22 protein-coding genes are annotated in these 20853 nt (G+C 48.2%); 3 read left to right on the top strand and 19 right to left on the bottom strand.

The window, feature by feature from the left end; genetic code table 11:
* Window positions 1-69: 69 nt before the first annotated feature.
* The 3 genes from ACFO8Q_RS16450 (at window position 70) to ACFO8Q_RS16440 (ending at window position 2693) form a co-directional block, all read left to right on the top strand.
* Window positions 70-1116, top strand: coding sequence for a YkvI family membrane protein (locus ACFO8Q_RS16450; RefSeq protein WP_380026909.1), 1047 nt, complete (start codon window positions 70-72; stop codon window positions 1114-1116).
* 123 nt (window positions 1117-1239) lie between these two features.
* Window positions 1240-1821 carry a DedA family protein gene (locus ACFO8Q_RS16445; protein ID WP_380026908.1) on the top strand — a complete coding sequence of 194 codons (582 nt, stop codon included), beginning with the start codon at window positions 1240-1242 and terminating at the stop codon, window positions 1819-1821.
* Window positions 1822-1844: 23 nt separating this feature from the next.
* On the top strand, window positions 1845-2693 hold the full coding sequence (locus tag ACFO8Q_RS16440) for a YitT family protein (RefSeq protein WP_380026907.1): 849 nt from the start codon (window positions 1845-1847) through the stop codon (window positions 2691-2693).
* Here the strand turns inward: ACFO8Q_RS16440 and ACFO8Q_RS16435 are convergent.
* The 19 genes from ACFO8Q_RS16435 to aroC all read right to left on the bottom strand — a co-directional run bounded on the left by ACFO8Q_RS16435 (window position 2690) and on the right by aroC (window position 20801).
* A complete protein-coding gene (locus ACFO8Q_RS16435) occupies window positions 2690-3295 on the bottom strand; it encodes a DUF1405 domain-containing protein (RefSeq protein WP_380026906.1) in 606 nt (201 codons plus the stop codon). The two genes, ACFO8Q_RS16440 and ACFO8Q_RS16435, sit on opposite strands and share 4 nt — an antisense overlap.
* A gap of 77 nt (window positions 3296-3372) precedes the next feature.
* Window positions 3373-4122, bottom strand: a complete 750-nt coding sequence (locus tag ACFO8Q_RS16430; protein ID WP_380026905.1) for a c-type cytochrome — start codon at window positions 4120-4122, stop codon at window positions 3373-3375.
* Between the two features lie 37 nt (window positions 4123-4159).
* Window positions 4160-4831, bottom strand: coding sequence for a menaquinol-cytochrome c reductase cytochrome b subunit (gene qcrB, locus ACFO8Q_RS16425; RefSeq protein WP_380026904.1), 672 nt, complete (start codon window positions 4829-4831; stop codon window positions 4160-4162).
* A gap of 20 nt (window positions 4832-4851) precedes the next feature.
* Window positions 4852-5391, bottom strand: a complete 540-nt coding sequence (locus ACFO8Q_RS16420) for a ubiquinol-cytochrome c reductase iron-sulfur subunit (RefSeq protein WP_380026903.1) — start codon at window positions 5389-5391, stop codon at window positions 4852-4854.
* A 233-nt stretch (window positions 5392-5624) separates the two neighbouring features.
* Window positions 5625-6086, bottom strand: a complete 462-nt coding sequence (locus ACFO8Q_RS16415) for a DUF2487 family protein (protein ID WP_380026902.1) — start codon at window positions 6084-6086, stop codon at window positions 5625-5627.
* Window positions 6087-6154: 68 nt separating this feature from the next.
* Window positions 6155-6700 (bottom strand): ReoY family proteolytic degradation factor, encoded by a 546-nt coding sequence (locus ACFO8Q_RS16410; RefSeq protein ID WP_380026901.1) that lies wholly within the window; start codon window positions 6698-6700, stop codon window positions 6155-6157.
* Between the two features lie 309 nt (window positions 6701-7009).
* A complete protein-coding gene (locus tag ACFO8Q_RS16405) occupies window positions 7010-8407 on the bottom strand; it encodes a helicase-associated domain-containing protein (protein ID WP_380026900.1) in 1398 nt (465 codons plus the stop codon).
* Window positions 8408-8422: 15 nt separating this feature from the next.
* Window positions 8423-10081, bottom strand: a complete 1659-nt coding sequence (locus ACFO8Q_RS16400) for a DNA repair helicase XPB (protein ID WP_380026899.1) — start codon at window positions 10079-10081, stop codon at window positions 8423-8425.
* Between the two features lie 117 nt (window positions 10082-10198).
* Window positions 10199-10711 carry a hypothetical protein gene (locus tag ACFO8Q_RS16395; protein ID WP_380026898.1) on the bottom strand — a complete coding sequence of 171 codons (513 nt, stop codon included), beginning with the start codon at window positions 10709-10711 and terminating at the stop codon, window positions 10199-10201.
* 295 nt (window positions 10712-11006) lie between these two features.
* A complete protein-coding gene (gene aroA, locus ACFO8Q_RS16390) occupies window positions 11007-12305 on the bottom strand; it encodes a 3-phosphoshikimate 1-carboxyvinyltransferase (protein ID WP_380026897.1) in 1299 nt (432 codons plus the stop codon).
* Window positions 12306-12333: 28 nt separating this feature from the next.
* The gene (locus ACFO8Q_RS16385) at window positions 12334-13443 is read right to left on the bottom strand and encodes a prephenate dehydrogenase (RefSeq protein WP_380026896.1); all 1110 of its coding nucleotides are present in this window, start codon (window positions 13441-13443) and stop codon (window positions 12334-12336) included.
* A complete protein-coding gene (gene trpA, locus ACFO8Q_RS16380) occupies window positions 13440-14264 on the bottom strand; it encodes a tryptophan synthase subunit alpha (protein WP_380026895.1) in 825 nt (274 codons plus the stop codon). Before trpA ends, ACFO8Q_RS16385 begins: the two co-directional genes overlap by 4 nt.
* On the bottom strand, window positions 14261-15445 hold the full coding sequence (trpB, locus tag ACFO8Q_RS16375; protein ID WP_380026893.1) for a tryptophan synthase subunit beta: 1185 nt from the start codon (window positions 15443-15445) through the stop codon (window positions 14261-14263). Before trpB ends, trpA begins: the two co-directional genes overlap by 4 nt.
* Window positions 15445-16077 carry a phosphoribosylanthranilate isomerase gene (locus ACFO8Q_RS16370; RefSeq protein WP_380026892.1) on the bottom strand — a complete coding sequence of 211 codons (633 nt, stop codon included), beginning with the start codon at window positions 16075-16077 and terminating at the stop codon, window positions 15445-15447. The genes trpB and ACFO8Q_RS16370 overlap by 1 nt, the downstream gene beginning before the upstream one ends.
* On the bottom strand, window positions 16074-16865 hold the full coding sequence (gene trpC / locus ACFO8Q_RS16365; protein WP_380026891.1) for an indole-3-glycerol phosphate synthase TrpC: 792 nt from the start codon (window positions 16863-16865) through the stop codon (window positions 16074-16076). The genes ACFO8Q_RS16370 and trpC overlap by 4 nt, the downstream gene beginning before the upstream one ends.
* On the bottom strand, window positions 16866-17891 hold the full coding sequence (gene trpD / locus ACFO8Q_RS16360; protein WP_380026889.1) for an anthranilate phosphoribosyltransferase: 1026 nt from the start codon (window positions 17889-17891) through the stop codon (window positions 16866-16868). It abuts the gene before it with no gap.
* 272 nt (window positions 17892-18163) lie between these two features.
* The gene (aroH, locus tag ACFO8Q_RS16355; protein ID WP_380026888.1) at window positions 18164-18532 is read right to left on the bottom strand and encodes a chorismate mutase; all 369 of its coding nucleotides are present in this window, start codon (window positions 18530-18532) and stop codon (window positions 18164-18166) included.
* Window positions 18529-19644: a 3-dehydroquinate synthase gene (aroB, locus tag ACFO8Q_RS16350; protein ID WP_380026886.1), complete on the bottom strand. Its 1116-nt coding sequence runs from the start codon at window positions 19642-19644 to the stop codon at window positions 18529-18531. The genes aroH and aroB overlap by 4 nt, the downstream gene beginning before the upstream one ends.
* A complete protein-coding gene (gene aroC, locus ACFO8Q_RS16345; protein ID WP_380026885.1) occupies window positions 19641-20801 on the bottom strand; it encodes a chorismate synthase in 1161 nt (386 codons plus the stop codon). The genes aroB and aroC overlap by 4 nt, the downstream gene beginning before the upstream one ends.
* Window positions 20802-20853 lie beyond the last annotated feature (52 nt).

Raw genomic sequence — 20853 nt, 5'->3', positions numbered from 1 at the left:
TGGACTTTTTCGTAAAAGACATGCTTTTTGCCCGGGCGACATATCTTGAAATCGTAAGGGGTGGACAACATGAATCAAAAACAGATCCAACAAGCATTCCAAATTGGTTTTACCTACATTGGAACTGTCGTCGGAGCAGGGTTCGCTTCCGGTCAGGAAATACTGAAATTTTTCAGTGTATATGGGGATTGGGCTTATTTTGGCATACCTGTCAGCACGATTCTGTTCGCTTGGGTAGGCACCAAGATGCTGTTAATGGGAGCCCGTCTAAACGCTAGTTCTTATCGGCAGCTGACCGCGTACCTGTTCGGTGACAGATTAGCCGCCATGATTGACCTTTTTATGATGGTGATGCTGTTTGGAGTTACCGTGGCCATGCTGGCCGGTGTCGGAGCCTTGTTTCATGAGAATCTGAAAATTCCTTTTCAATTGGGAGTTTTGTTGACCATGGGATTAACTTATTTCACGATTCGACGGGGCATGAGCGGAATCTTGACGGCAAACTCGATTATTGTTCCGATCATGATTTCTCTTATCTGCTTTATTTTTGTAAAATCCGTGTCGCACACACCTGTGCCTGCTGCTTCACCGCCAATTGAACACAGTTCGTGGACTTGGTTTGCATCATCGGTTGCTTACGCAGCCTTTAATCTGGGCTTGGCCGTATCTGTCCTGGTACCATTGGGAAACGAGATTCAAGACCGTAAATGCCTGGTTGCAGGAGGATGCATTGGAGCGATCGGGTTGGGCGGCATGCTGCTCGGCGCTCATTTTGCCTTGTCTTTAAGGCTGCCGGACATACTGGTTTATGAAGTGCCAATGGCACACATCACATCAACATATGGCATTGTTGTTCAAGTTCTATTTATAGTTGTGCTCTGGGGAGAAATCTTCAGCACACTGATAGCGAATGTATATGGCTTGGGAAGTCAACTCGCACCGCCCCGTTACCCGGTAAACGGTTCACTTGTAACCGTACTGATCCTGACAGCCGCTTTCTTTGTAAGTCAAGTCGGTTTTTCAAATATCGTTACCTACTTGTACCCCGTATTCGGGTATCTGAGTTTTCTGCTTCTGATTCTGCTCATCTGGCCCCGTAATCCGCCATTAGAATGAAGAATACTGTATCTGTTGTCCAAGGCTATGCAATTGTGGTAAATTAGTACCGAATCATCTGCACTGGTCTCCGGTGCTCTTTTTATATTGACTTAAGAGGAGGGCTCGCCAATCGAACAAACAGTGTTCAATCTGATCGCGAGTTATGGCTATTTCGCCCTGTTCTTAAGCCTGGTATTGGGGATTGTGGGGCTTCCGATCCCTGATGAAGTGATTATGACATATGTCGGTTTTCTCGTATCGAAAGGGAAAATGGATTTCTCCACAGCTCTGCTTGTTTCATTCTTGGGCTCCGTTGTGGGAATGTCCATTTCCTATTCGCTGGGACGTTATTTTGGTCTTCCGTTGATGCGAAAGTACGGGAAGCGCTTCGGCATCAAGGAGTCGCACTGGAAGCGTGTACAAGCTTGGTACGCCAAGTTTGGAGCGTTCGTTCTGATAATCGGCTATTTTCTTCCCGGAATCCGTCATCTGACCGCTTTTTCAGCCGGTGCAAGCCGCATGCCGATTCCCTCATTCGCTCTGTACGCATATACCGGCGGTTTTATCTGGTCATTAACCTTTATCTCGCTGGGACGAATCTTGGGGGAGCATTGGACTTTACTGTTCGTGTTTCTTCACCGGTATGGATTTTGGATACTCGCCGGCCTTCTTCTGTGTGCTGGACTTATTTTGTTCTTTCGGTATAAAAAAAAATTTTCCTGACACCGTCGAGAAAGGAATTCAGCATGCGTGAATTGAAAAATTGGCTTGGAATCATAGTGGGAGCCTTCATCCTGTCATTCGGAATCAACAACTTTATTATTCAAAATCAATTGGCGGAAGGCGGTTTCTTTGGAATTTCCCTTCTCCTTCTGTATTTCTTCGACTTAAAATTCGGCTATTCATTCCTCCTCTTAAATGTCCCGTTGTTTTATATCGGTTATCGAATGTTCGGGCGCGGGTTTTTAGTTAAAACATTTGCGGGAGTGGCTCTCGTATCGTTATTCTCATTGCTGGTTCCAGGCAACATAACCCCTCCGTTACCTAACGACAAACTGTTAGCCGCACTTTACGGCGGAGTGGTCAACGGAATCGGACTTGGGCTGATTTTACGTTTCGGCGCCACAACCGGGGGTTCCGATATCATCGCCCGTATCGCGAATGTAAGATGGGGCTATTCGATGGGTCAAACCCTGTTTTTCATCGACATTGTGGTGATTTCCATCGTGGCCATTTTGCAAGGAATGATGATTGCGATGTACTCACTCGTAGCCTTATTCATTGCAGCAAGAGTAATTGATGTGGTCATTGAAGGGGTGTCGACAAGCAAATCGGCAATGATCATCTCCGATCAGACCCAAGCAATCGCAAACGCCATTCAGGATAAACTTGAACGAGGCACAACTCTTCTGAAAGGACGGGGCGGTTATACGGGACAAGAAAAAGATGTTCTGTATTGTGTGGTATCCCGTGAAGAAATACTAAAAGTACAGCATATCGTCCATGATATCGATCCATATGCATTCGTGGTTGTTGCAGACGTGCATGATGTACTGGGCGAGGGCTTTTCCCCTTTAACCAGAAAAACACACTAGGCAATCCTAGTGTGTTTTTCTGCCTCAACGCCTTCTTTCCTGAGCCAATAAGTTAAAAAGATCGTGAACAAGCTGAGGGCTATGGTAAACAACGCAACCAGTGTCAGAAACCGGTCGTCTTGAAGATAAGGATGAACACCGAAAACATAATCAAAAAAATCATTCACTGCCAACCATAAAGCTCCCACCCAAATATGTTTAGTCCCGAATCGGTAGGCAAAATTATAGAGCAGGACTTCAACAGCCATCCCGGCATGGGAGAAAATCAGCATCAGATTGGCCGGTGAAATGGATCCGTCATCAATACCGTACATCACCAGCACGACTACACACCAAACCCCGTATTTAAAAGAGGTCATGACAGCCATCATTTCAATAAGCGGTGACGATTTTCCATACAACCACAACAACACGGTAATGGTAAAAAACAAGGATGCTGTCGGTGAATCCGGAACAAATGGCAGCAATACCGAAGGACTTTCCAACAGCTGATTTTTATACCAATAGTACCCGTAAATCGTTCCTAACAGATTCACCCAGAACAAGATCCGGAGAACACTTCTTTGTACCAAGAAAAATCTCAGTTTCTGCAGATCAAACAATATTGTCCCTCCTCGCATTTACCGCCCCCACAATACTAGCACAAACAAGAAAACTGGCCAATCGGCCAGTTTTGTCATTACTTCTGCTTTTGTTTTGAGAGCCATTCAGCGACTTTCTTCGCGTCTTCACCCTGTAAAAAACCGGCAGGCATTGCAGGCGGCTTACCATTTTTGATGATTTCTTGAATTTGCTCCGGAGTATACTTGTTACCAACCCCAAGCAATGCCGGACCAACTTGACCTTTCAAGTCGACTCCGTGACAGCTTGCACAAGTTTGACCAAAAGTTTTCGCTGCCGGATCCGATTGATCGACAATAGCGGTATCTTTCGGAAGTTCCACTTTTTTCTTCGGCGGGTTTTTCGCCAGTGCGGCTTCGTGTTGGGCTTCCGCTTCATATGTAAGCCAAGCCATAAAGAACAACGCAATCATCATCGACCAGGTAGCGATTGGACGCTTGAATGGAGCACGCGTTTTACGGCGATCCAGCCAGGGAGCCAAGAGCAAGAGCGTCGTGGCAATCCCCGGGATCACCACGGTTCCCAACCACACGTAATTCCCAGGAACATACTTCAAGAGCTGATACAGGAACAGGAAGTACCAGTCAGGCACAGGGATAAAAGAAGTGTCGGATGGGTCCGCAACGGACGACAATTCAACAGGGTTAAACACTACCCATACAATAAAAGCAACAAGCACAACCGATCCTACGATCCATTCTTTTAACAAAAAGTTAGGAAAAAACGGTTCCGTACCATCATTTGGCAAATCTTTTGGGCGACGGTAACGAGGAACGCCCGGAATTCGTTCTTTATCATGACCAGCCATTCAACAGCATCCTCCTTTTCATTTGTCTGGGGAAATCTTATAGCGGACCCGAAATCCCTTGCTTTCGGATCATAAAGAAGTGCAATCCCAATAAGACGAGGAGGGCTGCAGGCAAGAAAAACACATGAATTGCAAAGAATCTTGTCAATGTAATGGCACCGAGATCCGGTCCCCCAACCAGCAGGGTTTTGATGTACGGTCCCAAGAAGGGGACGGTTTCAGCAATTTGAGCACCTACCGCAGTTGCCCAGTAAGCTTTTTGGTCCCAAGGCAGAAGGTATCCGGTAAAACCGAAGCCCATAACAACCAGGAAAATCAGAACACCCACTACCCAGTTCAATTCGCGTGGAGCTTTGTAAGAACCGGTGAAGAACACGCGGAGCATATGCAAGAACATCATAATGATGACCAGACTCGCACCCCAGAAGTGCATCCCCCGCACAATATTTCCTAACATCACTTCATCCGTTATGTACTTCACGGACTTATAAGCGTTAATAATATCGGGTACGTAGTACATTGCCAGGAACATCCCGGAAATGATTTGAGTAGTAATGATTAAGAACGTTAAACCACCAAAACAATAGATAAATGCGGACATCTTATTTGCCGGATTGACGTGCGCCGGGACCTCATGATCTGCAATGTCACGCCAAATCGGGGTCACGCCCAATCGTTCATCGATCCAATCATATGTCTTTTTTAACATCTACCAGACCCCTCCTGTTCCTATGCTTTTCTTTGACTCTTCGGCCCAAGGAATACTTTCCCGTCCCGGATATCCACCTTGAACTCATCTAACGGACGAGTTGCAGGTACGCCCGGTTTCGGAACACCGTACTTGTCAAACAGAGAGTCGTGGCACGGACATTTGAAGAACCACTCGCCATCTTTGGAAGGCACGGACTTTCCGGAAGCATCAGTCGAACCGTTCACCTGACATCCCAAATGGGTACAGATTGAAGACATCGCAAGCCAGCCGCCGTTCTCTTTCTTGATAATCCACGCGCTAAGTTTTACTTTAGATTCATACCAGCCATCTTTTTTCTCAACCTCAAATTCAACCTTCTTGGGAAGATCGGTTGAGAAATCCGATTCTTTGCCGACCTCGACAAAACTTGCCGCTCCCGCTTTTCTCAACGGGTCAGCAGTAAATGGAATCAACGGAGCTCCAATGGCTGCCGCCATGAATGCACCTGTGCCGCCTAATGCATATGTCAAAAATTGGCGGCGGGAAAGGCCGTCTTTGTCTTTTCTCTCATCACTCATTCCTGCAAACCTCCCTGCCTTTGGACAAAAAAAATCGATCATTTGAGTTTCGAGTCGTTTCGACACCCCGAAATGTACGTATCCATCTTACAGCCTGCCCTATAGCGTGTCAAGCCAACTTGTGCTAATTTTCCCAAGGGCATTGCCTACCCTAACTCATTGTTACTTGAAGTATACCCAATTTTTGAAAACGCCGTCATAATAAACCGTATTTGTTCACAAAAATGTTATTTTTACGAGTTCCAAAGCTGTATAATTTGTCGAACCGAATCGTCAAGATCAGATTCCTCTAAATTTGCCCGAATCACCGATACTTTAAACCCTTCTTGTGTCAATTTGCACGAAGCTTCAGCTAGCGGCTGACCTGGTGTACCCGCCGCGTGCAGGAGAACCGCCTTATCAAATCCAATTTCCTTGAATGGCAGGAGCAGGTGAAAAAGGTAATCCGCCAAAATCTGTTCGGGCATATTCGCAGGTTCACCACTCAGGTTTGTATGTACAGCCTCCGGAAGCAAGAACACTCTTCCGGATAGTTGATTATCGATTCGAGAGGCAATTTGTCGGATCAGGATCAAGTCCCCGGCAAAAGATTTTCCTTCCTCCTTCCCGCCAATGCTGCAAACGGGAAGAATCAACGTATCCACGTAAGGCCTTATTTCTTCAAATTTCTCTACTGATAATTCAACTAATCTCATTGGCATGTCCCACCGTTTTTTGTTTTCAGTATAGCAGAAAAGTTTCCTTGCAAAAAAAAAAACCGGGATTAGCCCAGTTCTATCAGCTCTTTCAATTTCGATGTCAATTCCTGAAACCGTTGTCTGTCACCCGCATCCAACGCGTGATCGATTTCTTGATAGATCTTGGAAAGACGATAGTTCTTGACGGCCAGATCCAGAATCATCTCAGCTTGAAGACTCACCAACGCATCCGCGTCCTTTGAGTCTTCTTGCGGATTGGTCTCCAAAACGGCTGCATACTCAGGAGAAACACTTCTATCCTTAAAGAAAAGACCTATATAAATATCTTCATGAGGATTGTTATGAATGTCAAGAAACGCTTTCTCTACGTCAGAGGTAACCCGTCTGTTTTTGTAGAACTTGAACGGCGTCATCTGGACACATTTGGTTGACATCAGGATCGTCTTTGGCAAGTTCTTAAAATTGTCAATAAAATGGACCCTCTCAAGAATGTGATCATTCGAGGCCAAATACTGCAAAAGCCACTCAGCTTCCCTGTTCTGCAGTTCGTATTTTTCTAAGAACCATTTAATAAAATACTTTTTTTCCGCACCGTTGATAACTTCACCCACCGCCGTTCCCTCCTTTGCGATTTATACCTGAGAGAAAAGACAGCAACCAAAAATCCTATCAGATTGTCCGCCGAATTGTGAAGATTCTTTGAAATATTATATTCGGCAAGACACGGATGTTTTCCTTTTTTTCAGGTACAAAATTTTGTTGAATTTTCAATCTTTATGTCGAAAATCGATATTTTTTTGTGCGGTATGATTTTATTCTACTAGATGGACTTTCCCTATGAATAGACGGGAACAAAAGGAAAAAGACGAAACAACCCCAGAACTGTGTCCGGTCTGTTTCGTCTTTCCCAATTTTGCTTCTTACCGATTCAGCAATATTCCACTTGCATTCTGACACCACCGCTCAATCATCCGTTTCACATTCACCGGAAGCAGGGAGCCTGAATGTTGATCCAGAAAACCAATGATCCGTTGATAAGACCATCCCTTTTGCAACCCACGGGAGATACTCGATTTGGTTATCCGATAGACGCGCATCATGTCAGCCCGAATCAAATCCGTAAACTGGCTCAGTTCCCAATCGAGACGACCGGCTTCGGCCGCCGGCAGCAGAAGATCAAAATTAGGCTGAATAATCAACGGCGTAGTTTCCGGCAGGAGAGTTTCCTTTGCCTCATCCGCCGTTTCTTCCAATAACAGTTCGCGTCCGAGATCCGATAACCTCATCACTGCTCGTCCATCGACCAGTTTGCCGTAACAAAGCAATCCGAGGTTGACCATCATTTGATAGATGCGCTTTTCCATCACTTGCACCTGGTTGTCATAGTAATAGTCGCCTACATAGGGTGACAGCAATTGATTCACTGATTCCACAAGCGTCCATTTTTTGCAAACGGCGCGTGCCATGGTGTTAAGAGCAAACGATAGTCGCGGAATAGGACGCCTGTATAACAGCCGCCAAAAGTTCACCAAATCGAGGAGTTTGTTTTTATCGGGTTTTTCTAACCACTCCTCCGTTTTGTCGGTTACTGCAAGAATGCCCGCTTCTTGTTCCTCAATAATTCCGCGACTGTACAAACAGTCATAAAATAAGGCAAACCTGTCCGGATAATCAAAAAATCGGCGGCCATATCCGAACCTCCACCCTCCTGTAACCGGTTCTTCCTTTATTTCAAAACTGTCCAGCAGCTGTAGAAGCTGTCGCTTAAAGATCACTCCGTTTTGCGTTATTTTCACATCATGATTCTTCACAAACGAAATAAACTGCACAGCATCCCGAACGATAGCAAATTGGTCGTCCCTATACACCAGAGGCGGTCCGCTGATCGTTTCCACCTGACTTTGCAATTGAACAGCCAGAAACTCTTTCATCGTTTTCATGACATCTTCCGGCACAAAATAGGCCGTTTTTCCGCCATGACTGCCTAAACGATAGACCCAACCGTCCCGCAGCAAATTCGTGATCAACTGAGTTTCCTGCCCGGATTGATTCCCGATAGCCCGTTTCGCAATCGCAGACAAATCTTCCCGCGAGAAACACTGTCGCTTGTCCATAACGATCTGCATAAGCGCGTCTCTGTACTCTTTGCTTTCCAGCGATAACAGTCTGTCTTGGATAAACTTCCGATTATTGAAATGGGCCATGATTGTCTGCATCAATGAGTTTTTGGAACTGCGGTGACAGTCAAAGTCATACCTTTCGGCGATCTTTCTAAGTGCATCAATATCAGATGAATTTAAGCATTCGCTTAATCTCACCGCTACACACTCCTTCTACTGCAGCATTTCTTCCGCATTCATCAGTTTATATTCATACCCCTGTTCGATCAGGAACAACTGCCGATGAAGTGCTCTTTCCTGTTCGCAGGTTTCTTTGGTGACAAGCGTATAGAATTTTGATCTGCCCCCGTCCGAGTTTGGCCGCAGCAGCCTCCCCAGCCGTTGGGCCTCTTCCTGTCGGGAACCAAAAGCACCCGAAATCTGAATCGCGACATTTGCATCCGGCAGATCAATTGCGATATTTGCCACTTTCGATACAACCAGGACGGAAAGCGTTCCGTTGCGGAACTGAGCGTACAAGGCTTCTCTCTTCCGGGAACTTGTTTGTCCCGTAATCAGAGGTGCATTCAACTCTTTCGCGGTCTGTTTTAATTGCTCCACATATTGTCCGATGATTAATACACGGTCTTTTTCATGCAGCCGCAAGAGGGATCGAATGACATGCAATTTCATGGGGTTTTCAGCAGCCACACGGTACTTTTGCCGATCGGGTGAAGACAGATAACGAACCCGAGTCGGTCCATCAAATGGCACACCAATTTCATAGCAGGCCGTTTCGGCAATCCACCCCTGCCGTTCGAGCTGTTTCCACGGCACGTCATATTTTTTGGGGCCAATCATCGAGAAAACCTCTGTCTCTGCGCCGTCCTCCCGCACTAACGTAGCGGTCAGTCCGAGCCGACGGGTGCTCTGGAGGTCAGCAGTCAGCCGAAACACCGGTGCAGGCAGCAAGTGCACTTCATCGTAGATGATGAGTCCCCACTTCCCCTTATTGAGAATCTTGAAATGCGGAAATGAGCCGTTTTTCGTATAGGTCAGCATTTGATAGGTGGTAATTGTGATCGGCTTTATTTCTTTGCAATCTGACGTGTATTCTCCTACCGAATCTGGAGGAACTTCACACTTTTCAGCAATTTCCCGCTTCCATTGGTGGACTGCCGCCACATTTGGAGCGAGAATCAGGGTGTTTCTCTGTAAAGCGGCCATAACTGCAAGTCCAACCACTGTTTTTCCGGAACCGCAAGGCAGTACGATCACTCCGGATCCCCCCTCATCTCCTCCGGCCAAAAACGACCGTACAGCCTCCTCTTGGTAAGATCTCAACAGTATGCCTTGTGAGTCATGGTTTGCTTGACGCAGTTTAACAGGGAGCGAGCCCCCTCCCACATACCCCGCCAGATCCTTCACCGGGTACCCGAATTTGATCAGAATTCGCTTTATCTCTCCTCGTAATGATTCTTTTAGTGCAAAACCATCGCTTGTCGTTTTCGGCACCAGCCTTTTTATTTCCGGCAATTGACCGATCTCATGCAAAAGATCCTTGTCTCCCCGAAGCACCACTTTTCCTCTTCTTTTTTCAAGAATCAACCGCCCGTATTTACCCGTTTCCTCCACGATAAAAGTTTGTACATGCATCGGAATCGGATACCGGCTGTAAGTGCGCAGAGTGGTGAGAATCCGCTCGGCTGTGATGCCGGACGTTGAGGCATTCCAGAGAGACACTCGACTGATTCGATATGTATGAACATGCTCAGGACTTTTTACCAATTCGGCAAACGGAAGAATGCTGTCCCGAACAGTTTCGAACGCCGGATCATTCACTTCCAAAAGAAGTGTCAAATCGCTTTGCACAATAAGCGGTTTACCAGCCAACCGGACACTCCTCCTTCAAAATTTTGCTAAAAATAGTATTTGTCCCAGATCTGTTTTCATTCGGAACAAAATAGAAAAAGAACCGCGCTTGGCGATTCTTTTTGCAAATCATTTGAGTCAACGACTTTTGATCCGGGTGACCCGAAAGTCCTTGCTCTCGTCAAAATACATCCAAACCCCCGCGAGATAACAGCCGCATAAGAGGATCGTTCCGATCACATCCACCCATTCCCCGTAAAACCCGACCAGGATCATGGGATGCGTGACAATCGACAGCCATCCCGACAAATAAAGCGACCAGTAGGTATCCCAAGCACTGCCAAACATCCATTTATAAATCAAAAACAGAAACAAGGGAGCGTGGATAAAAAACATCGACAAGAGAGCTAACCCTACTCGGGAACTCCCAACCGGATACCGTGCTGCATGCCAATATCCGATCACTCCCATTGTCAAGGCAGCCAGAGTGCCCATTGCAATCACCGACAAATCTCCAATCCGCGCAGCCAACGGTGACGTGCCGAGCAGTTTCCATATCAGATAGGGCAGGAAGAAAATTTTCACAAAGATCCAAAAACAGATCAGAACCTGAGCCAGTACGGCATGCAGGAATACCTTTCGATTGAGCACGTTTTCTCCCTCCCGTTACTTTTCCACACAAGTACAAGTTCTCTCTATATCTTTATGAAGCGGTCTAACCAGAAAGACCGACTAAAAATGTAAGCCCTTTCATAAATAAAAAAAGCCCCGTCCCAATCGGGACAGGAAAATGATAGGAGTGGAGAGAAACCAGAACTCAAGCCTTGCATCTTTATAGTATCGAACGGTCGTTAGGTTGTCAAGATTATATTTATTATAATCTGTGATAAATTTTTCACAAATTAAAAGTTTCGAGCAAAAATAAAACCTGATACAAAGATTTGTATCAGGTCGTTGTAGGGTTGCACATTTTTGTAAATACTTCAAAATAGGTCGGGAATGTCTTGGAGACGCATCCCGGATCCTTGATTTTCACTCCGTTCACTCGCAGTCCCACCAATGCAAATGCCATCGCCATCCGGTGATCGTCATACGTATCAATTTCAGCCGGTCGAATTTGCGAAGCGGGATAAATTCGCATACCATCCTCCCACTCTTCTACCTGAACCCCGAGCTTCCGAAGTTCGGTCACAACCGCATGAATCCGGTCTGTTTCCTTGATTCTGATATGTCCGATATTCCGGATCGTGGTTGGAGTAGACGCAAACGGAGCAACAACTGCAAGTGTCATCGTAGTATCCGACATCTCGTTTAGATCTACGTCGATACCGCGCAGCGTTTGACCGTCCCGCTTTTCGACCTCGATATAATCAGTTCCCCAACGAACTTGACATCCCATTTGCTCCAATAAACCGGCAAAAAGGGCATCCCCCTGCAGGGAATCCCGAGACAGGTTGGTTACCCGTACTCTCCCCCCCGCAATGGCGGGTGCAGCTGCAAAGTAGGAAGCACTGGAAGCGTCCGGTTCGACTATATAATCCCTTGCTTTGTACCGCTGCCCGGCAGCAATGTGAAACACATTGTCCCCATGGGTTTCCACTTGAACTCCAAACTGAGACATCATCCGTATTGTCATGTCAATATAAGGAGCGGATAAAAGTTCACCTGAAACTTTTATTTCCACATCCCGATTTGCGTACGGTGCTGTCAGAAGCAGCGCTGACAGGTATTGGGAGCTTTTGTTCCCGGGTATCGACACTTCGCCTCCCGGAAGCCCATTTGCTTCCACAAGAACCGGCGGGCAACCTGTCCCTAGCTCCGATCGAATCGACACACCCAATGTTTGCAGCGCATCGATCAAATCCTGAATCGGACGTTCCCTCATCCTGGGTATTCCATCGATCCGGTAAGTGCCTACGCCGATTGACACAAACGCAGTCAGGAATCGCGCGGCCGTACCGGCATTGCCGACAAACAGATCGAGGATTCCGTCATGGGAAGGTAGGGTACCCCCAAGTCCTTCTACCACAACCGTCTTAGTATCTTCATCAATTTCCAACTGAAACCCGAGTTTTTGCAGACAGCTCATAAAATAACGGCTGTCGTCACTAAATAACATATTGCGCAGTGTGCTCGTTCCTGTTGCCAAAGCGGCAATGGGCAGAGCACGGTTTGATATGCTTTTTGAGCCTGGAACTTCCACAACCGCATTCAAGGGTTGTTGAACAGGTTGAATTTCAAGCATAGTACGAGCCCCTTTTTCACTGGTTTCCTTACTCTCGGACATATACCTTGTAGCCATGCCCAAGCAGCAGGCGCATTGCCTCTTCTTGATCCCGGAAGGAGGAGAACGAGAGCAGCAGCTGCCCGTTTACCTCTTCCCTATTTTCCAGAATTCCAATGTTTCGCAAGTTGATTTCATGCTGGCCAAGAATGGTAGCCACATTTCCGATAATCCCCGGTTTATCTTCCACGTCAATCGTGAATTCGTAATAATGTGTAGCGGCTCCTTTGGCTTTGGCAGGCAAAGCATCCCGCCAATCTCTCGTTCTCGCAAAGAATGATTCAATTTCCTTCGGATCCGCCTCATTGATCCAATTCACGATATCTTCAATTCGTTTGATCCAATCTTTCAACAAATAGAGGACCGGTTCGCGGTTGGTCAAAATAATATCCCGCCACATGACCGGACTCCCCGATGCGATGCGCGTTACATCCCGAAATCCGCCAGCAGCCAACCTGCTGTACAGCGGGTTGGCTTGCCCCAGATCAGCCACTTGGTCAACAAGCAGCGCCGCCACAACGTGAGGCACGTGGCTCACTGCTGCGACAATCTGGTCGTGTTGGACAGGGTCCATCACAAGTACATGTGCCCGGATCTGTTCAAATGTCTTTCTGACCTTGTCTACTGCTGCAGGATCACAATCCGGGTCAGGTGTGAGGATGTAGGCGGCGTTTTCAAACAATCTTGGGCTGGCGGCCGTTATTCCCGATTTTTCGGATCCTGCCATTGGATGTCCGCCGACGAAGGAGATATCTTTAGGCATATGAGTCCGTGCATATTTGCAGATATCCGATTTTGTACTGGATACATCGGTTATGATGCAGCCTTTTTTGATCGGGAGCTTTGACAAGATTTCAAGTTGACGGATGGTCTGCTGGACAGGCACTGCAAGGATGATCAAATCGACATCACTCACCGTTTCTTCAACACGGGAATAAGCGGCATCAATCACCCCTAAGGAAAGTGCTTTATTCAACCCTTCCGTATCCAAGTCGACTCCGACAATCTCTTTCACCACTCCATGGGAACGGAATGCCAGCGCAAGTGATCCGCCGATCAATCCACACCCGACGATCAAGATTTTATTGTATTGAATCATCCTCGCAACGGCTCCTTCAAAGCGGAGACAAACTGTAAAAGATCTTCATAAGCCTGATTGATCTGAGTTTGATCACCGGCTGCAACCGAGTCAGCCAAAGGCTGAACACGACGAACGATGGCCGATCCGACGATTACTCCATCAGCAAATCCACGAATCTGTTCAGCTTGTTCCGGCGTGCTAACACCGAATCCAACCGCAATCGGAAGCGATGTTGCTGCACGAACACTTCCCACAAACTCGGGCAGCTCCGCTGAAAGTTGATTTCGCATTCCAGTTACTCCAAGTGACGACACACAATAAACGAAGCCGGTTGCGTCTTTTGCAATCCGTTCGATCCGCTGGCGGCTTGTTGGCGCAATCAGTGGAATCAGATCCACTTCATATTTTGCCGCAGCCAAACGGGCCTCCTCACTCTCTTCGTACGGTAAATCGGGTATGATCACCCCGTCTGCCCCCACTTCTTTTGCGCTGGCAAAGAAGTTATCAACTCCCCACTGAATAACGGGATTGACGTACGTGAACAAAATCAAAGGCACCTGTACTCCCGATTGACGCAAATTTCGAACCAACTCGAATGCATCCGTGATCTTGGTACCTTGATTGAGAGAACGCAAAGCAGCCTCCTGAATCACAGGACCGTCGGCAAGCGGATCCGAATAGGGAATCCCGAGCTCTATAATATCAGCTCCTGCTTTTTCCAAATCGCTGACGATTCGTTCGGTCCATTCCAGATTGGGGTCTCCTACTGTGATAAAAGGGATGAATGCCGTTTCCCCTTTCGCTTTTAAACGTTCAAAAACCGATTCGATCCGGCTCATGATTCCACCCCCAGGTATCCCATGACACTTTGCATATCCTTATCGCCGCGGCCTGACAAACAGACCACAATCGCGTATTCTTTCGGTAACTTTGGAGCTATTTTTAGCACGTGTGCAATCGCATGTGCGCTTTCCAGTGCGGGAATAATGCCTTCGATCCGGGTAAGAGCCTGTAATCCGTCAAGCGCTTCCTGATCGGTGATCGAAACATACTTCGCCCGTCCGCTGTCTGCCAAATGGGCGTGTTCCGGTCCGATTCCCGGATAATCAAGTCCTGCTGAGATCGAATGAGCGGGCAATACCTGGCCGTATTCATCCTGTAACAGCATGGTCAAGGAACCGTGGATCACACCCGGTCGTCCTTTGCTGATCGTTGCAGCGTGACGCTCGGTATCCGTTCCTTCACCTGCCGCTTCCACACCTGTGAGCTGAACGGGATCATTGACGAACGGGTAAAAAATACCCATCGCATTCGAGCCGCCCCCTACACAGGCAACAATCTCATCTGGCAGACGTCCCTCTTTCTCCAAAAACTGCCGGCGGGTTTCATCCCCGATGATGCGCTGGAAGTCACGAACCATCATTGGGTACGGATGTGGTCCCACAACCGAGCCAATGATATAGAATGTATCTTCCACATGTTCCACCCAGTGACGGATCGCTTCGTTTGTAGCATCCTTTAGAGTGCGCGTTCCTGATTTTGCCGGAACGACTTCCGCTCCCAGAAGCTTCATCCGGAACACGTTCAATTCCTGGCGTCGAATGTCTTCTTCTCCCATAAATACAGTACATTCAAGTCCGAGAAGAGCCGCTACCGTAGCGGTTGCCACCCCGTGCTGACCGGCACCGGTTTCTGCGATCACTCTTTTTTTCCCGGTGAATTTGGCAAGCAGCCCTTGTCCCAATGTGTTATTGATTTTATGGGCCCCGGTATGATTCAAATCCTCCCGCTTTAGATAGATCTTTGCGCCGCCCAGTTCATTCGTTAAATGCCGCGCGAAATAAAGCGGGGTAGGTCGACCCGAATATTCGGTTAACAACTCCGATAATTCCTGTTGGAACTGAGGATCCTGGCGCAGCCGGTAATAGTCCTGCTCAAGTTGTTCCAACGCGTTCATTAACGTTTCAGGGACAAATTTCCCCCCGAATTTCCCAAAACGCCCTTTCTGATCCGGATACATCAGTCTCTCTCCCTCACTTTTTGAATAAACAGTCTCATTTTGTCTGCATCTTTCACGCCGTTTGTTTCTACACCGGACGAAACATCCACTCCGTCCGGCCGATACCCTGCAAGGAGATCCGCCACATTATCAGCTGAGAGACCGCCTGCTACGAACAGCGGAACGTTCGGAACCAATTCTCGAAACCGTACGATTCCCTGCCATGGGAAAGTCTTGCCCGTACCCCCGGGCAACCCCGGATCATAAGAATCGAGGAGAATTGCATCCACTGTTTCCCCGTACTCCTGAATCTGGTGATCGGATGGATCAAGCCGTACCTGCCAAGCTTTCCACACAAGCTTTCCGCTTTGTTCTTTCAAACTTCTGCAAAGCTCGGGCGATTCGGACCCATGAAGCTGGAAACCGTCTAACCCGGCAGATTCCCCAACCGAAAGCAAAGAGTCCAGCGTCTCGTTGACGAACACTCCGATTCGCTTGGGCGTCTGCAATTCCGCCGTCAGTTTCCGGACTTCTTCCGGTGTAATCTGCCGCTTGCTCTTTGCGAAAACAAAACCTATATAGTCGATTCCTGATTCAGAAACCACTTCCAAAGCCTCTCGCGTTTTCAATCCGCAGATTTTAATCTGAGTCATGCTTCGATCTTCCTGCCCAGTAAGCGATCGATCGCAGAGGCTATATCTTCAGATCGCATCAGCGATTCCCCTACCAGAATCGCTTTGGCACCCGCTTGTTTTACGGTTTCTACATCTTCATATGTGAAAATACCGCTTTCGGAAACAAGAAAACTGTTCGGAGAAAGATACGAAGCGACCTCGGCAGTTGTTTGCAAATCCACGTCAAACGTCCTCAGATCCCGGTTGTTCACGCCAATCAGGCGGGCTTCCGATTCCAACGCTTTTTTCAATTCCTCGGTGTCATGCACTTCCACCAGTGCATCCAAGCCGAGATCCCCGGCCAGTTCCCGATAACGACGAAGTTGTTCCGTAGTAAGGATCCCAGCAATCAATAGAATCGCATCTGCGCCAATTAACCTTGCTTCATAGATCTGGTATTCATCAATAATAAAGTCTTTGCGAAGCAGCGGAAGAGCTGCTTCTTTCCGAATCTCGGTCAAATAGGACGGATGCCCCTGAAAAAATTGGACATCAGTCAGCACCGAGATTGCGCCGGCACCCGCTGCCTCATACTGTTTGGCGATTTGAACCGGATCGAAGTCCGGCCGGATTACACCTTTTGAAGGTGAGGCCTTCTTCACTTCCGCAATCAATGCAACCGTATCGTCAGATGCACGAAGCGATTTCTCGAACCCAAGGGTGGAAGGCATGTTCGCAATGGCCGATTCCGCTTGCCGGAGATTGAGCTCCATTTTCAATTGGGCTACTTCCTGTTGTTTAACCGCAACGATACGGTCAAGAATCATTTACGCCAACTCCCTTACAAACCGATTCGACACTTCAATCAATCGCTGTAAAGTCCCCAGAGCAAGACGAGAATCGATTAAATTCTGAGCCATCACCACTCCATCCCGAATGGAGTCTGCTTTCCCTGCCACGTAAAGACTTGCTGCAGAATTCAGCACAACGATATCGCGGGCGGCCCCTTTTTCACCTTGCAAGACCCGACGGATAATGTCGGCATTCTTGTCCGGAGTCCCCCCAATAAGATCTTCCGGATGATAAACTTGCAGCCCGAAATCTTCGGGGTGAATTTCGTATACATCCAATTGGCCGCCGCGTAATTCAGCCACTTGCGTGGGCCCCGTTACGGTGATTTCATCCAAACCGTCCGAACCATGAACGACCATAACGTGCTCCGCACCCAACGCTTGCAGTACACGGGCAATTTTTTCAAGAAGCGCTGCAGAGAATACACCGATTACTTGTCGTTTCGCACCCGCCGGGTTTGTCAACGGACCCAAAATATTGAACACGGTCTTGAACCCTAATTCCCGTCTGGGGCCGACCGCATGTTTCATCGATTGATGGTACAGGGGAGCAAACATAAAACATATGCCTGCGTTCTCCAAACAATCTTTTGCCTGTTCTGCAGTCAATTCAATGTTTACGTTTAATGCCTGGAGCACATCGGCGCTGCCCGACTTCCCTGACATAGCCCGGTTACCGTGTTTCGCAATCGGAACACCTGCAGACGCCGTAACAAACGCAGAGGCAGTTGAAATGTTGAATTTCGATATTCCGCTTCCCCCTGTACCGCACGTATCAAGAATTCCCTCGACGCCCGACACTACTGGAGTTGCATGCTTTCGCATACTCCGGACCAATCCCGTGATTTCTTCGACTGTTTCCCCTTTTACGCGCATTGCGGTTAAGAAACTGGCGATTTGAGCGGGAGTAGCCTCTCCACCCATAATCTGATCCATTACATGCTCAGCTTCCGCATCCGTCAAATGCTCTCCCACAATCAACTTTTCAAGAATTTCTTTCATGCCTCCGCTCTCCTCTCTCAAACTGTGCTCCACTTTAATTAAACGAAAAGGCCAGAGCTAAGCTCTGACCTAAATAAGAGACGATAATAGACACGGTCAGGTGATCCTAAATCCCCCTCCGTTGCTCCCCTCTGCTCTCCAGTCTCGGCTCTGCTCATCTCAAGCTAATCTCAAAATACACTCACTCGTCTAATTGCTGCTCTGCTGCTACTCGCATATACACTGTAAAACCTTAGGAATAGTGTACATGGAGGAGGCAGGATCGTCAAGAATTACTTATTATGGGTCAGATCAGGACGCAGACTCGCCGCACGACCTAGATATACGTGTTTGATATCTTTTTGTGGGGTGTTTGTATTGACATGAAGCATCACCCGGATACATTTTGTGACACTGCCGGGAACCGGAATCTCTCTGGCGCACATCATGGGCACCAATTCCCAGCCTGGAATGGATCGAATCGCCATTGCCGGGAAAGCGGCGTCCAAATCTTCTGTCACCGTTGCAATAACGGAGGCAATATCCTCGGCCTGGAACTGGTTGACAGAAATGATTTCGTTTAAGAGTTCTCTTGTGGCTTGAAAAATTGCCGCTTCCGTATTCTCTTCAACTGTAGTGGCTCCCCGGATTCCACGGATCATTGTTCGTTCCTCCCCAAACGACGAAGCAGTTCAAGAACGGTCGCTTCGTCCGCATCTTTCACAACATCAACGTGTCCGATGGCAGACATTAACACGAATGTGAGCTTGCCGCCGGTCGCTTTCTTGTCTTGTCGCATTAAATTCAACAGTTCAACAGGATCCAAATCGGACGGAATCTCTGTCGGAAGTCCGGTCCGGATGAACAGGTTGCGGATTCGTTCGACTGTATCACGGTCAATCCGCCCGTACTGTAGAGAAAGTTCGGCGGCAAAGACCATTCCTATAGCAATCGCTTCGCCGTGAGTATAGGTACCGTAACTGGACAATGACTCTATTGCATGGCCCAGAGTATGTCCAAAGTTTAGAATCGCCCGTAAATTGTCTTCCTTTTCGTCCTTTTCAACAACGGCCGCCTTTACTGAACAGGAACGCGCGAGCAGGTCGGCAAGAATCTCAGGATCCAGTGAACAAACCTTTTCAATGGACGCTTCCATCCAGGTGAAGAAATCGGCATCCCAAATCAAACCGTGCTTGATAACTTCCGCGACACCGGAACGAATCTCACGGGCGGGCAACGTGCCAAGGGTGGAAATATCGTAAACTACCAATTTCGGTTGGTGGAAAGCTCCGATTACGTTCTTCCCTTTCGGGTGGTTCACTGCCACCTTTCCACCAACGGAACTGTCATGTGCAAGAACGGTCGTTGGCACCTGCACAAATGCAATCCCCCGCATATAAGTAGCAGCGATAAAACCGGCCAGGTCACCGACTACTCCTCCCCCGATGGCAAATATTGCCGATCGGCGATCCAACCCGGCCTCAAATGCTTTATCGTAGAGTACGGACGCTTGAGACAAACTTTTTGACTCTTCCCCCGGAGGGATCACCGCTTCAGAAGCTTTGTAGCCTGCTTTCTGCAGAGAGGCCAGCGCTTTCTCCAAGTGACCCGCGCCGGCGACATTTGCATCAGTCACAACAAGACAGGAAGATGTTGTCGGAATGCCGACTTCTTTCGCCAGATCCCCAAGACGATCGAGAAGTTCAAGACCGATCACAATGTCGTAACTGCGATCGCCAAGTTCAACATGAACCCTTCTCTCTTCGATCTTCATCGCTCAGACACCATCTTCATGAAGTTGTTGTAGTTCGCACGGATTTCCTCCAATGAATCCCAACCAAACTTTTCAAGGAACGACAATGCGATTACCCAGGCCACAATCGCTTCTCCAACAACCGCCGCTGCCGGAGCAGCACATACGTCCGAACGCTCGATACTCGCTTCATACGCTTCTTTGGTTTCCATATCGACGCTTCGTAATGGTTTGTAGAGGGTTGGAATCGGCTTCATGGCAGCCCGAACCACGATCGGCTGTCCATTTGAGATCCCGCCTTCAATTCCGCCCGCTCCATTTGTTTCACGATAGTATCCCTGTTCTTGCGAGTAAAAAATTTCATCGTGCACTTCCGACCCTGGCCTTCTTGCGGCATCAAAGCCGAGTCCGATTTCCACGCCTTTGATCGCTTGAATTCCCATGAGGGCTCCTGCCAGACGGCTGTCCAATTTCCGGTCAGGCATCGAGTAAGAACCTAAACCGTATGGGACTCCGGTAACAACCACTTCAAAGATCCCGCCGAGGGAATTGCCTTCTTTCCGAACTTTTTTGATCAACTCGATGATTTCTTCTTCCTTCTCGGGGTTGGCAACGCGAACCTGCGACTGCTCCGCCCGTGCCGCGATCTCCTCAATGGCCCCCTCAACAGGACCCACTTTGATTGGACCCAGTTCTACAATGTGGCTGTAAACATGGATGTTGAACTCTTCCAGAAGCTGGCGTGCGACTGAACCGATGGCCACAAGGGTAGCCGTGTTGCGCGCGCTTGCACGTTCCAGAACATTTCGAATATCCTGCTGATTGTATTTCAGGGATCCGGCCAAATCCGCATGACCGGGGCGAGGCTTCGTCACGACCTCCAAGTCAGCCGGTGGTTCACCTTCGATCGCCATTCGCTGCTGCCAATTTTTCCAGTCGCGGTTGTCCACAACCAGGGTAACAGGAGTTCCTAATGTTTTCCCGAATCGTACGCCGCTCCCAATTTGCACCTGATCCGTTTCAATGCGCATACGACCGCCGCGGCCAAACCCTTGTTGTCTTCTCCACAGCTGGTGATTTATCTTTTCGACCGATACCGGCATGTTTGCCGGCAGACCTTCGATAATGGCTGTCAGTTGGGGGCCGTGTGATTCGCCTGCAGTAAGGTAACGCAGCATCTCTGTTTCCTCTCCTTATCCCTATCCGTCACAACGCAGTTTGTGTATTTAC

This window comes from Effusibacillus consociatus, assembly GCF_042652925.1.
In the GTDB taxonomy this organism is placed as follows: Bacteria; Bacillota; Bacilli; order Tumebacillales; family Effusibacillaceae; genus Effusibacillus; species Effusibacillus consociatus.
Note: the sequence above shows the minus strand (reverse complement) of the source record. Positions and strands in the feature narration are given on the sequence as shown.

Coding starts and splice junctions, on each gene's coding strand:
- ACFO8Q_RS16450 (WP_380026909.1), top strand. CDS start 70: ATGAATCAAAAACAGATCCAACAAGCATTCCAAATTGGTTTTACCTAC.
- ACFO8Q_RS16440 (WP_380026907.1), top strand. CDS start 1,845: ATGCGTGAATTGAAAAATTGGCTTGGAATCATAGTGGGAGCCTTCATC.
- ACFO8Q_RS16430 (WP_380026905.1), bottom strand. CDS start 4,122: ATGGCTGGTCATGATAAAGAACGAATTCCGGGCGTTCCTCGTTACCGT.
- qcrB (WP_380026904.1), bottom strand. CDS start 4,831: ATGTTAAAAAAGACATATGATTGGATCGATGAACGATTGGGCGTGACC.
- ACFO8Q_RS16420 (WP_380026903.1), bottom strand. CDS start 5,391: ATGAGTGATGAGAGAAAAGACAAAGACGGCCTTTCCCGCCGCCAATTT.
- ACFO8Q_RS16415 (WP_380026902.1), bottom strand. CDS start 6,086: ATGAGATTAGTTGAATTATCAGTAGAGAAATTTGAAGAAATAAGGCCT.
- aroA (WP_380026897.1), bottom strand. CDS start 12,305: ATGCTTGAAATTCAACCTGTTCAACAACCCTTGAATGCGGTTGTGGAA.
- ACFO8Q_RS16385 (WP_380026896.1), bottom strand. CDS start 13,443: ATGATTCAATACAATAAAATCTTGATCGTCGGGTGTGGATTGATCGGC.
- trpA (WP_380026895.1), bottom strand. CDS start 14,264: ATGAGCCGGATCGAATCGGTTTTTGAACGTTTAAAAGCGAAAGGGGAA.
- trpB (WP_380026893.1), bottom strand. CDS start 15,445: ATGTATCCGGATCAGAAAGGGCGTTTTGGGAAATTCGGGGGGAAATTT.
- ACFO8Q_RS16370 (WP_380026892.1), bottom strand. CDS start 16,077: ATGACTCAGATTAAAATCTGCGGATTGAAAACGCGAGAGGCTTTGGAA.
- trpC (WP_380026891.1), bottom strand. CDS start 16,865: ATGATTCTTGACCGTATCGTTGCGGTTAAACAACAGGAAGTAGCCCAA.
- trpD (WP_380026889.1), bottom strand. CDS start 17,891: ATGAAAGAAATTCTTGAAAAGTTGATTGTGGGAGAGCATTTGACGGAT.
- aroH (WP_380026888.1), bottom strand. CDS start 18,532: ATGATCCGTGGAATCCGGGGAGCCACTACAGTTGAAGAGAATACGGAA.
- aroB (WP_380026886.1), bottom strand. CDS start 19,644: ATGAAGATCGAAGAGAGAAGGGTTCATGTTGAACTTGGCGATCGCAGT.
- aroC (WP_380026885.1), bottom strand. CDS start 20,801: ATGCTGCGTTACCTTACTGCAGGCGAATCACACGGCCCCCAACTGACA.